Source organism: Microcoleus sp. Pol11C3 (assembly GCF_036701485.1).
Lineage (GTDB): Bacteria > Cyanobacteriota > Cyanobacteriia > Cyanobacteriales > Microcoleaceae > Microcoleus.
The window spans coordinates 1-12313 of the sequence record NZ_JAUBQW010000088.1 but is presented as its reverse complement, the minus strand read 5'-3'; the positions used below and the strand labels follow the sequence as shown (position 1 = coordinate 12313).

The following is a 12313-nucleotide window of genomic DNA, read 5'->3' as shown; positions in this document are numbered from 1 at the left end:
ATAGCACGCTCCGGGGCGATCGAGAGTTTGGAGTTTTGAGTTTTAAATTATCCAAAATTCACAACCCTCGATCGCCAATTTTCCCTGCTGCACGAGCTTTCTTATCAAATACCGAGTTATCAAATACCCAGGGCGTGTTTAGCAGTTTGAATCAAATTCTCAAAAAAAGGTAGAGATACATCGACTTCTCTAGCATCTTTGCGGGAGTTGCCTAACAAACCGATGTTTTGTCCGGGTGCGACAGCCAAAACTTGCCCTTGAGAGTTGCGGATTCTCAATTCCTCGATCGAGCCGGCGGGAGACAGACTGCAAGAATAAGTGCGATCGCAGTAATCAAACTCAACTTTTCCAAACATCGGCGGCCTGGAACTAGCAGCATTTGCCGGAAGCCGGACACCCAACAATTCTAACTCAACCGATGTCTTGCCATTAAAACTATTTTCCCGCAATCGGTAAGCAATATCAACCCGCCGAGGCAAAGGAAAATATTCCCCCCAACGCCAAGCAATCGCCTTCACACTAGCCGATACATTTCCATCTTGAGTTGCAGTTAGTTTAACGTGACCTCCTTTACCAACAATTTTCTGTTCAGTTATGCAAACATTAGGCGTCCAAAATACAGGAGCCTTATTTTCAATCCCGCAAGGTTCCAGAGCATCAATTTGTCGGTAAAGGTCGAGATTAATCTCAGCCAAATCCGCTCGCACATCTACTGAAACCAGCGGTTTTAGGTGTTCCGGCTGCAAACATTGATTGGCAAAAATTGACAGTTGATTGCGGAATTGTTCGAGATTCTGAGCCGGCATAGAAAAACCGCCAGCCGCTTTGTGTCCACCAAATTTAGTTAATAAATCCGCGCAAAAATTCAGCCCGTCAAATACATTAAACTCAGGAATTCCCCTGACCGAACCCCTGATAATTTTATGGGCAACCGCCCCTACAGCCTCATCCTCAAAAGTACCAATAAACACAGGTACGCCGTAGCGTTCCACCAACCGAGAAGCTACAATCCCGATCACCCCGTGGTGCCAACCGGGCTGCACGACAACTAAAACTCGTTCTTGCTGCAAGTCGAGATCACTTTTCTCGCACCAAGCGATGGCTTCCTGCTCAATTTCCTGGCACAACTCCTGCCTGCGCTGATTAATTTGTTCGCACTGCATCGCGTTTTTGAGAGCCAATTCGCGATCGTCCGTCGTCAGCAACTCTATCACAATTTGAGGGTCAGCCAGCCGCCCCACAGCATTAATCCGGGGCCCAAGCCGAAAACCAATATCTTCAGGCTTTAACGAATTGTTAGCTTGATTTTTTGAATTAAGAAGAGGTAAACTTTCCGCACTTCCCGGCTGCACTCCCGCCACCTGAATCAAAGCCTGAATACCCGCCAATTGCGAGTGAGGCAACAGCCGCAAACCACGCTTCACCCAGCGCCGGTTCACTCCTGTCAAAGGCGCTAAATCCGCAATAGTTCCTAAAGTAAATAACTCCAGCAGCGGATTGACCAACCCGCCAACTTTCTGCATATCTTGAGCTAAAGTAATCGCCAAAACATAAGCAACACCTACGCCAGCCAAACCGCGATAAGGTGAAGATTCCGCTATTAATTTCGGGTTGAGAATAGCATCAGCCGGCGGCAGTTTTGGCGGCAAATCGTGGTGGTCTGTAATAATAACTTTGACACCGAGTTCTCGCGCTCTGGCAACCGGGCCGTAGGCTGCAATTCCGTTGTCAACCGTGAGAATGAGAGCGACACCTTCCGAGTGAAATTCTTCTACAATGCGATCGTTAATCCCATAACCTTCTCGCATCCGGCTGGGAATAGCATAATCCACATTCGCCCCCAGCAGCCTCAGAGCGCGTAGCAACAAAGCCGTGCTCGTCATCCCGTCAGCATCGTAGTCGCCGCAAATTGCAATTTTTTGCCCTCCCGAAATCGCCTCGCGCAACAATTTGACACTCGCAGCCAAATCGGGGAACTCATCCATTGGCGCGGGCAAAACCAGAGATTCCGGTTCGATAAACCCTTGCACTTCTTTCAGAGAATCGATGCCCCGGTTAATCAGTACCTGTGCCAGCAAGGGCGACAAACCGATTTCAGTGGCAAACTGTTCGGCTTGCTGTGCTTGAGGCGAATAAATTTGCCACCGTTGGTTCGGCAATCGGTGAAAATGCGGGGGCACAGATGTGGGTAGCTCTTGCACGGAAGCTGAGGTCTAAAGATACATAATTAATCTTACCTAATTAAGTGCATCAGTCAATCAATTTGAGATTTGAAATTTGAGATTTGAAATTTGAGATTTGAAATTTGAGATTTGAAATTTGAGATCCTAAAGATGAGTTTTTTCGGTAAAATCCGAATGTTGTTTGTAGGAAAGATTTTTTCGGAAGCTCCCACCGCACCCAAATATTGATACCAGCGCCCGATAGGAGTCGTGGAGGGCAAAAAATTTAGACCCTTCGACAAGCTCAGGGCAACGCCCTAGTTCCAACCCCCAGATTGCATCTGTGCAGTAAATCGAAAATCGAAAATGGACTTTGGGCCCAGAGGGCGAATTTAATTTTATGAGGAGACTTGCATGAGTGTCGATCGACCGTCTTGGTTTAAAATTGCATTACAGGTTCGGGGGTCTGTCATTCCCTCAATTTGGCCCCGGGTTTTGCTCTGCGGCGGCTTTGGAGTTTTTATTTCCCTGCTGCACTTTTTCCAATTGCCCGTTTCCTTCCCTATTTTGTCGAGTATTGTACCGAGTATTGTCCTGGGTTTACTGTTAGTTTTTCGGACAAATACAGCCTATGAACGATTTTGGGAAGGTCGGAGAATGTGGGGAACTTTAAACAACAACATCCGCAATTTGGCGCGCCAAATCTGGGTAGCAATTGAGGAAAAAGACCCGCAGGATATCGCATTCAAAAAGTCAGCCCTGCGCCTGTTACCGGCCTTTGCAGTGACGCTGAAATTGCACTTGCGGCAAGAATCAGTAAATTCCGAATTGGAGCTGTTAACTTCCCCCTCGCAGTACCAAAAGCTTAAATCGATGAACAATCCACCCCTAGAAATTGCGTTTTGGATTGAGGATTATTTGCACAAACAGTACGAGCGCAATTGCATCGATGTCTATCAGTTAACTGGTATGAAGGAGTTGATTAACTCTATGATTGATGTATTAGGCGGCTGCGAGCGAATTTTGAAGACGCCTATTCCTTTGGCTTACGCGATTCACCTGAAACAGTTATTGTTGGTTTACTGTTTGGCACTGCCATTTCAAATGGTGAAGGATTTGACTTGGGGAACCGGCCTAGCTGTGGCTTTAATTAGTTTTACTTTGTTCGGCATCGAAGAAATCGGTATTGAAATTGAAAATCCCTTCGGGCACGATGTCAATGATTTACCTTTGGACAATATTTGTGCTGCCATGCAGCGAAATATCGACGATTTAATTACTTTATCTCCTAGCGTTCACGAACACCTGAAAGATAATTAGAGTTATTCCCTTTTCGATTTTCGATTGATATCAAAAATCGAAAAGGGAATAACCTACCGGTTAATTTTTAACAATAAACCGCATTAACCCAGCTAATACTAACAATAAAGGTGTCAGCCAATCTCCCCACCGCACGTACAAAGTCCGAGTTTGCCGCCGATAAATAGTAGCATCTCGGACTTCATAAGTATTAATTCCCGACTTCCAAACCGTCTCGCCGCGAGGATTTACAAAAGCAGAGTAACCCGTATTAGTTGCGATAGCTGCCCATCTATCCGTCTCAATTGCCCGCATCACATCTAAAGCGTAATGTTGAGTCAACATCGGCGGTTTGTAATGGGCATTGTTGGAAGCGGTGATCATAAATTCGCCTCCATTCGCTGCCTGATATCGGAAATTTTCAGCAAAGGCTGAATCGTAACAAATTCCGACAATGGCGCGGCCAAACGGCGTATCAAATAATTGTTTAGAATTGCCGGGTACTAAATGAGCATCTAAGGGAGAAAGCCGATTAATAATCCCGCCTAAGATTTCGTAAAAAGGGATATATTCGCCTAAAGGCACTAGCTTTAGTTTATCGTAGCGGCCGATAATTTCTCCAGTGCGATCGATCGCCAATAAGCTGTTAGTGATACTATTCTCTTGCTGTCCGAATCCTCCCACCCAAGCCACCACGCCGCGATCGAGAATAGCTTGGTAAAAAGAAAGAGTAGAACGTTGATACTCGTTTGTCCAGATAAAAGGCAAAGCTGTCTCTGGAATTAACACAGCATCGACTTTTCTGTCTGCTAACTGTTTGTATCCAGTGGTGTAACCTTCCAAAGCGCGCCCCCAACCCGCTGAATCAAACTTAATCTCGTTAGGAATATTGCCTTGAATAATGCCAATTTTTAAAGCGGTTGCAGCTTCTTGATTTAAAGGGCGGTTGTATAAGCTCCATCCTACAATATGCAAAACTACACACAAACTAGCAGGCAAAATATAAGGAATCCACTTCTTCCTTCTGACTTCTTGCTTCTGACTTCTTCCTTCGAGCCAAGCTTCGGCGATTAAGCCATTTACTGCTACAATAGCGGCTGTTACTGCGCTGGGCCCGGAGAGTTGACCGAGGTGCAATATTGCTAAATTGTGCGGGCTTTGGGTATATGATAGGGATGTCCACCACAGCGAACCTGTACTCCAAATACTTTCTAAGGCGCACCATAAAGCTGTGCCAATTAAAACGCGAATCACAGGCAAGATGCCTGTGCCACTAATTTTTTGGGAAATCACAGGCAAGATGCCTGTGCCACTAATTTTTTGGGAAATCACAGGCAAGATGCCTGTGCTACTAATTTTGGAAATTGCGATCGCAAATAGCCACGCCCAAACGGCGACTAAGGCGGCTCCCCAGAGGGTGATGAATGCCCAGCAAAAAAGTGCGATCGCCAAACTCGGCCACCAAGGAACTCCCAACCATGTCATCGGGTGAATTCCCATAATCCAAGATAAAGCTAATCCGTGATAGCCAATTCCCCAGAGTGAAGGAAGAAGGAAGAATGAAGCAGGAAGAATGAAGAATTTTTGTTGTTTTACTTCTTGAAGAGGCTTTTCATAACTAACAACCAAAATCCAGAGGGGAACTAGGGCTACCCAAGCCAATAGCCAAGCATTTACTGGTGCGGTTGTCAATGCCATCAAAATGCCGCTAAAAAATGCGATCGCCCAGGCTAATGTTTTTGATTTATGAACCGCGAGTTTTTCAAATTTGTGCCTGTTAAATATCGCCACTTTGATGATTGCCAAAAATAATAATTCCTAATTAATATATCAGATCTATCGGGAAGTTCGGCAAGGCGCAGTGTATGTGATTTAAAGGATTTAACGGATTTAACAGAAAAAAATCTATCAAATTTTACTTGCCAAAACAAAAAGCGCCCCTATTTCTAGGAGCGCTTTTTGTGAATCAAAAGCTAAAACTTAGCCATTGATAGAAGGAGCAACCATTGCTACTGGAGTGACTTCACTTGCAGCCAAATCAAGCGGGAAGTTGTGAGCATTGCGCTCGTGCATTACTTCCATACCCAAGTTAGCGCGGTTAATCACATCAGCCCAAGTATTGATCACACGACCTTGAGAGTCGATAATCGATTGGTTGAAGTTGAAACCGTTCAAGTTGAAAGCCATCGTGGAGATACCCAAAGCGGTAAACCAGATACCGACTACTGGCCATGCACCTAACAAGAAGTGCAAAGAACGGCTGTTGTTAAAGCTCGCGTATTGGAAGATTAACCGACCGAAGTAGCCGTGGGCTGCGACGATGTTGTAGGTTTCTTCTTCTTGACCGAATTTGTAACCGTAGTTCAATGATTCAGTTTCGGTTGTTTCGCGAACCAAAGAAGATGTTACCAAGCTTCCGTGCATAGCGGAGAACAGAGCACCGCCGAATACACCAGCTACTCCCAACATATGGAAGGGGTGCATCAGGATGTTGTGCTCAGCTTGGAACACGATCATGAAGTTGAATGTGCCGGAGATACCCAAGGGCATACCGTCAGAAAAGCTGCCTTGTCCGATCGGGTAAATCAAGAATACTGCGGTTGCTGCTGCAACTGGTGCAGAGTAAGCGACGCATATCCAAGGACGCATACCTAAGCGGTAAGACAGTTCCCATTCACGACCCATGTAGCAGAAAATGCCAATCAGGAAGTGAAAAACTACCAATTGGTAGGGGCCGCCGTTGTACAACCACTCATCGAGGGAAGCCGCTTCCCAAATTGGGTAGAAGTGCAAGCCAATGGCGTTGGATGAGGGAACAACTGCACCTGTGATGATGTTGTTGCCGTACATCAAGGAACCAGCAACTGGTTCGCGGATGCCGTCGATGTCCACTGGAGGAGCAGCGATGAAGGCGATGATGTAGCAGATGGTGGCGCTGAGCAAGGTGGGAATCATCAAGACGCCGAACCAACCGATATAAATGCGGTTTTCGGTGCTAGTTACCCACTCGCAGAACCGTTCCCAAACGTTGCCGCTTTCGCGACGCTGTACGGTTGTTGTCATTTGGTTTATGATGGCTTAATTGAATTTTCAAGGTTCGTTGTGGGGATGCCCCACGCTTCTATTAGTAACACCATTCACTCGATTTTGCCAAGGGATTTCTGCTGACAATTTAAACTTTTTACAAATTTTTACAATGACTTAAATATTCGTAAATATTTGTAGTTTTTTACAAAGTAATATTACACACCAAACGGGTTAAATATAGCGACCTGAAGAACTGAATGTATTGTCTGTAGCTTGGTTCAGCAGTTCGAGCATTTTTTTTTCCGGTCGAGATCCTTTCTATTTAAATATCTCTTAATTAGGTCTTGAAGAGATGATTTTTAATATTTATTCACATATCACCAGTGGCTTCTGCGAGGGTAAGTTTGTATCGGGAGAATACTGACAAGCGGGTTTCTAGTGCGATCGGGCTGCATTCTCAATAATCTCCAATCTACCGGGTTTATTGACGAAAAAAGAAACCCGGTTTCTGAAGCGCTGGGCAATAGAAATCAACCGGGTTTCTGAGGATGAGTCCGCAAGTTAGGCGTAAAAAATAGGCTTTAGCCTGGGGGCCACTTCATCTGCCGTCCGCCGAGAATGTGAAGGTGGAGGTGGTCTACAGTTTGGCCGCCATCGCTGCCGCTATTAATGACGACGCGATAGCCGTTGCTAAGTCCGAGTTGTTCTGCTACCCGTTTGACAGTCAGCAGCAAGTGTCCCATGAGAGCATGATCTCCCGACTCGGCATCGGCTAATTTGGCAATAGGCTGTTTGGGAATGACGAGGATGTGGACGGGTGCTTGCGGATGGATATCTCGGAACGCGAGGGCCAAGTCGTCCTCATAAACGATGTCTGCGGGAATCTCTTTGCGGATGATTTTGCTGAAAAGCGTTTCTTGAGTTGTCATGGGTGTTAACGAAGTTCGGCAACGGATTCTGTAACGGATGTAACGGGTGTAACGGATGTCGGGAAGAGGGAAGAGGGAAGACCCAGCAGGAGAGAGGGAAGAGGAGAAAAAGAAGAGGCAAGGAAAAGTTTTTCTTGCCTCTCCCGATATTCATTAGTCATTGTTAATCATAATAGATGATGAATCAAGGACAGGCAAATTAAGGATACAGAAAAATGCTTGCTAGGGTTTGGAGTGCATCGATCGTTGGAATTGACGCGGTAAAGGTGGGTGTTGAGGCTGATGTGTCAGGCGGGCTACCGAAAATTGTGGTTGTGGGATTGCCAGATTCTGCAGTGCAAGAAGCTAAGGAAAGGGTTAAGGCTACGCTGAAAAATTCGGGATATGCTTTTCCGATGCGGAGTATTGTGATTAATTTGACTCCGGCGGATTTGCGGAAGGAAGGGCCGAGTTTTGATTTGCCGATCGCCATTGGCATTTTAGCAGCATCAGAACAAGTCAGCGGTCAACTTTTGGGAGATTATTTGTTTTTAGGGGAACTTTCTTTAGATGGAAGTTTGCGGCCTGTGGCTGGGGTTTTGCCGATCGCCGCTGCTGCTCAAAAAATGGGTATTTCGGGCTTGGTTGTACCGGCTGGTAACGCGCAGGAAGCGGCTTTGGTGCATGGAATATCTGTTTATGGTTTTGAGAATATTTTTGCAGTTACTGATTTTTTGAACAATCCTGAAGTTTATTCGCCTGTAGAAGTAAACGGTCGAGAAGAGTTAGCAAAAACGCGGTTTCCGGGTTTAGATTTAAAAGATGTCAAGGGGCAAATTCACGCGCGGCGGGCTTTGGAAATTGCGGCGGCGGGGGGACACAATTTAATTTTTGTGGGGCCGCCAGGGAGCGGTAAGACTATGTTGGCGAGGCGTTTGCCGGGTATTTTGCCGCCGCTGACTTTTGATGAAGCTTTAGATGTGACTCAAATTCATTCGGTGGCTGGGTTGTTGAAGGATAAGGGAATGCTGGTGAGCGATCGGCCTTTTCGCAGTCCTCACCATTCGGCATCGGGGCCTTCTCTTGTCGGTGGTGGCAGTTTTCCGCGTCCGGGTGAAATTTCTTTAGCACATCGTGGCATACTTTTTCTGGATGAATTAACTGAGTTTAAAAGAGATGTTTTGGAGTTTTTGCGACAACCGCTGGAAGATGGTTATGTGACGATTTCTAGAACTAGACAATCGGTGATGTTTCCGGCTCAATTCACTTTAGTTGCGAGTACGAATCCTTGCGCTTGCGGTTATTACGGCGATTCGATTCAACAGTGTACTTGTTCCCCGCAAAAGAGGGAGCAATATTGGGCAAAACTTTCGGGGCCTTTGATGGATCGGATTGATTTGCAAGTGGCGGTTAATCGTTTGAAACCGGAGGAAATTACACGACAGCCGACGGGGGAAGAGTCGGAACCGGTGCGGGTGAGGGTGCAGCGGGCGCGAGAGCTCGCAACTCGCCGTTTTCAGTCGGAAGCTGGCTTGCGCTGTAATGCCCAGATGCAAAGCAGTCACATTAATACATGGTGTCAGTTGGATGATGCTTCTCGGAATTTATTGGAGATGGCGATTCGGAAGTTGGGGCTGTCGGCGAGGGCTAGCGATCGCATTTTGAAGGTTGCTAGAACTATTGCTGATTTGTCGGGGGATGAAAGCCTGAAAACGAATCATGTGGGGGAGGCGGTTCAGTATCGGACGATCGATCGGATGCAGTAAAGGGGATTTGTGCGATGTTTTTCAAGTCGTAAGTTGATATATTGCAGGTCGGTATTTTGGTTCGCGAATGGGTTTTCCCGCAGCTTTTGCAGCTTCCAGCCATGCTGTTTTAGCAATCTGTACTTTCTGCAAAGCTGATTCTGGGGTTTCGCCAAAAGCGCAACAGTATTTTAAATCAGGAATATCGGCAATATAGCCTTCATCTTGGTTGCTGTAAAAAATATTGATGCGATCGTCTTTCATGGTTCATCTCGTTAAGTACAGTACAATACAATAGATATGATGCCGTAAAAAATATAAAATGGAAGCAATACAACTGTCTTTATTCTCAAAGGAGGAAGAGACAATTCCTGCTAAAAAGCAGAAGAAAGCAAAGTTAGGGCGTTACGAACGCATCCAACGCGAACTAGAAGCAAATGACTGCGACCCCTACAAGATATTCATTGATGTTGAATCTCAGTCACTGCCAAAATCAGACTATACATTTGTCGATCTTTTTTGCGGTGCGGGCGGCATGACCCAAGGTTTATTGCAAGCTGGTTTTCGACCAGTAGCAAGTGTTGAAATTAATCCCATCGCCTCGGCAACTCATACAAAAAACTTTCCAGATTGCCATCACTTGTGCGACGATATAAAAAACTTAAATCCCCAAAAGTTGCTCGCTGAAATTGGTTCGCCAGAAGTTCATGTTGTTGTAGGCGGGCCGCCGTGTCAAGGCTTCTCAGTTGCAGGAAAACGCGACCCCAACGACCCCCGAAATCGCCTATTTAGAGAGTTTGTCCGCGTTGTCTCTGAAATACGTCCTTGGTATGTTGTCATGGAAAACGTACCCGGAATATTGACTATACAAAAAGGAGCTGTTAAGCAAGCAATTTGCGAGGCTTTTGAGGAAATTGGCTATCCCCACGTTTCCGTTGCGGTGCTGGAATCAGCCGCCTATGGAGTTCCGCAAATCAGGCCAAGAGCTATTTTTATTGCTAACAGATTTGGGATGCCAAATCCGTATCCGAAGCCGCAATTGTTGGCCGAACAATACAAAGCAATCGAGTCAGCGATTGAGGATTTACCAGAGTATACTCCCATACCAGAAATTAACCACGAATGGACTCGTCATTCTGTTGAGTACATGGAAAGACTTGCTAAAGTTCCACCAGGCGGTTCTTTGTATGAAAGCTACGCCGATGCTTTCAAGCGACAGTATCCGGGAAAACCCAGTATGACGGTTAAAGAAAATCACGGTGGCACTCACATTCATCCTTATCTCAACCGCGTTATTTCAGCTCGCGAAATGGCTAGATTGCAAGCTTTCCCGGATTCATTTATTTTTGAAGGTTCAATGAAAAAAGCCATGTGGCAAATTGGAAATGCCGTGCCGCCCCGTTTAGCAGAGTGTATCGGCTTTGCACTTATTCCATACTTGAATGATATTGCGCTTAACAAGCCTAGCTTAGTTACTGTTAAACCTCCCGGACAGATTCAGCTAGTTTTTGATTGAGAGCATTTCGCCAAGTTTCAAAATCATACCAGCCGCATCCTGTGCAGCCTTCCTCAGCTTCAGCCCCGCGCTGATGTATGGAAGGCCAGTCTTCGCCTCTTTCATACCAAAACTTGATTCCGAAAGGTGTGCCTCTTTTCCCTGTTTTGATGCAGCGTTCGCAACTTCGAGATTTTAGAAGATTGTGATTGCCTGAAGCATCTTTTTTGAGCAACTGAAACTTGGCCTTGATTTCAGATTCGCTCATAGATGCCAGGTGTGGTGGTTCATTATCTCCCCAGCGTTCCATCGGAAACCTATGGTCAATTACTAACTCATGGGCGGCTCGTTTTCTCTGTTCGATTGCATCTGTATAAAAGTAAACTTCGAGAATTATTTTTACCAGAGAAGCGGGTATGTTAGCAGCAGAATTTGCAGATTTTATTTCTCCTGTCCACGAATCGCCCAAACGTGTTGCCTGACAAGTTTGACAGTATCTCTTTTCTGTTACAATAACCAGACCGGGGCGCTTCCTTGTTCCGCGCTGCAATCCCTGAATTCCGCCACCGCCAGCATATTGAGCTGATGCTATCTGTTTGCCTTCGCACTCCCGACAGTGCCATTTTTGATCGGAGAGGAGATTAAAGACTTTGAATTGAGTTGAGTCTTGTTTTAATTGAGCTTTAATTGTTCCTGCTAAATCTTGATTGCTCACTCTATATTTTCCGCTTCTATTTCTAGATTTTCGAGAAGATTGGAAATTGTTGTGTCCAAGCCGCTAGCTAGACTTGCAATTGCAGTGATGGACGGATTTCTGACTCCGCGTTCGACTCCAGATATATAGGTGCGGTCTAAATTAGCCCGCATTCCGAGCTCCTCTTGCGAAATTCCCAACGCTGTCCTGCGTTGCTTTACGAGATGACCTAAAGCACGCAGAATCGGCGTTGGTGAATCAGGGTATGATGAAGCTAAAAGGCGATCGCCGACAACAAAAATGATTTTTTTGATTGTGAGCAGGAAGAGGAATATCTCCAAATCTTAGATAGTGAATTAATAATCGAATTGAATACCTTAACATTTGTTCAGATGCGAGAATAACAAAGAGTTTTTCGTTTCAAACGAGCCAAATAGTGCCTTAATCTTGTATTATCACCCTCAACTCGGGTCATATAGGTTTTACTAACAATCTGATATCCATCGGGAATAAAATGAGGGTAAACTTTCCATCCATCTGTCACATAAAAATAGCATTTCCCTTTCTCCACCAGCTCCCATAGAGGTTTGAAAGTTTGAGCACTATGCTCGCCTAAAGCCCATCCTAAAATACCAGGTTTAAAGTAGTCTACTGCTGTCCATAGCCAGGTTTTATTTTTTTTGATCCCATAAAACTTTCTAATTCATCTAATTCTCCTACTTCTGGAGTTGCCTGGGGCTCATAAAAATCAGGTAACAGCTTTCCAGCTTGTTTTGCCCAATTAATAATTGTAGTATGGTGAATATTTTTGACTCTTCCAATGGCTCTAAAACCCATGCCATTGATATACATTTTTAGACATTCACGTTGAACTTCTTCCGAGTAACCTCTATGGGGTTGGTAATTCAGGGTAAGCTCATCTAATTTGGTATAAATTGTACTTGACAAAACCAACAAAATATACAGGGTAGCCCGCTCGTCAG

Annotated in this window: 10 protein-coding genes and 1 pseudogene; 3 read left to right on the top strand and 8 right to left on the bottom strand. The window is 45.4% G+C overall.

Translation table 11 applies throughout. The annotated features are described in order from the left end of the window. Positions 1-119 precede the first annotated feature (119 nt). Positions 120-2201, bottom strand: a complete 2082-nt coding sequence (gene recJ, locus QUA40_RS19025) for a single-stranded-DNA-specific exonuclease RecJ (RefSeq protein WP_333128602.1) — start codon at positions 2199-2201, stop codon at positions 120-122. 375 nt (positions 2202-2576) lie between these two features. On the opposite strand from recJ, the gene QUA40_RS19020 reads away from it, so the two are divergent. Further along, positions 2577-3482, top strand: a complete 906-nt coding sequence (locus tag QUA40_RS19020) for a bestrophin family ion channel (protein ID WP_333128600.1) — start codon at positions 2577-2579, stop codon at positions 3480-3482. Between the two features lie 60 nt (positions 3483-3542). Here the strand turns inward: QUA40_RS19020 and lnt are convergent, their stop codons facing one another. The 3 genes from lnt to QUA40_RS19005 all read right to left on the bottom strand — a co-directional run bounded on the left by lnt (position 3543) and on the right by QUA40_RS19005 (position 7417). After that, positions 3543-5159, bottom strand: coding sequence for an apolipoprotein N-acyltransferase (lnt, locus tag QUA40_RS19015; protein WP_333128640.1), 1617 nt, complete (start codon positions 5157-5159; stop codon positions 3543-3545). 282 nt (positions 5160-5441) lie between these two features. Next, entirely contained in the window at positions 5442-6524 is a 1083-nt protein-coding gene (gene psbA, locus QUA40_RS19010) for a photosystem II q(b) protein (protein ID WP_333128598.1), read from the bottom strand. A gap of 545 nt (positions 6525-7069) precedes the next feature. Continuing rightward, positions 7070-7417: a histidine triad nucleotide-binding protein gene (locus tag QUA40_RS19005; protein ID WP_006631073.1), complete on the bottom strand. Its 348-nt coding sequence runs from the start codon at positions 7415-7417 to the stop codon at positions 7070-7072. Positions 7418-7632: 215 nt separating this feature from the next. On the opposite strand from QUA40_RS19005, the gene QUA40_RS19000 reads away from it, so the two are divergent. Then, positions 7633-9162: a YifB family Mg chelatase-like AAA ATPase gene (locus tag QUA40_RS19000; RefSeq protein WP_333128596.1), complete on the top strand. Its 1530-nt coding sequence runs from the start codon at positions 7633-7635 to the stop codon at positions 9160-9162. Between the two features lie 21 nt (positions 9163-9183). On the opposite strand, the gene QUA40_RS18995 is transcribed toward QUA40_RS19000, so the two are convergent. After that, the gene (locus QUA40_RS18995) at positions 9184-9405 is read right to left on the bottom strand and encodes a type II toxin-antitoxin system HicB family antitoxin (protein WP_333128594.1); all 222 of its coding nucleotides are present in this window, start codon (positions 9403-9405) and stop codon (positions 9184-9186) included. 58 nt (positions 9406-9463) lie between these two features. Here QUA40_RS18995 and QUA40_RS18990 point away from each other — a divergent pair, with 58 nt between their 5' ends. Beyond that, complete coding sequence (locus tag QUA40_RS18990) at positions 9464-10657, top strand: DNA cytosine methyltransferase (RefSeq protein WP_333128591.1); 1194 nt, start codon at positions 9464-9466, stop codon at positions 10655-10657. Here QUA40_RS18990 and QUA40_RS18985 read toward each other — a convergent pair. From QUA40_RS18985 to QUA40_RS18975, 3 genes and pseudogenes are all read right to left on the bottom strand, one after another. After that, complete coding sequence (locus QUA40_RS18985; RefSeq protein ID WP_333128589.1) at positions 10620-11351, bottom strand: restriction endonuclease; 732 nt, start codon at positions 11349-11351, stop codon at positions 10620-10622. The two genes, QUA40_RS18990 and QUA40_RS18985, sit on opposite strands and share 38 nt — an antisense overlap. Next, positions 11348-11671 carry a helix-turn-helix domain-containing protein gene (locus QUA40_RS18980; RefSeq protein ID WP_445301168.1) on the bottom strand — a complete coding sequence of 108 codons (324 nt, stop codon included), beginning with the start codon at positions 11669-11671 and terminating at the stop codon, positions 11348-11350. The genes QUA40_RS18985 and QUA40_RS18980 overlap by 4 nt, the downstream gene beginning before the upstream one ends. Then, positions 11589-12233, bottom strand: a pseudogene (locus tag QUA40_RS18975) (IS1 family transposase); the annotation flags it as partial. The pseudogene QUA40_RS18975 and the gene QUA40_RS18980, both read right to left, overlap by 83 nt. Between the last annotated feature and the right edge of the window lie 80 nt (positions 12234-12313).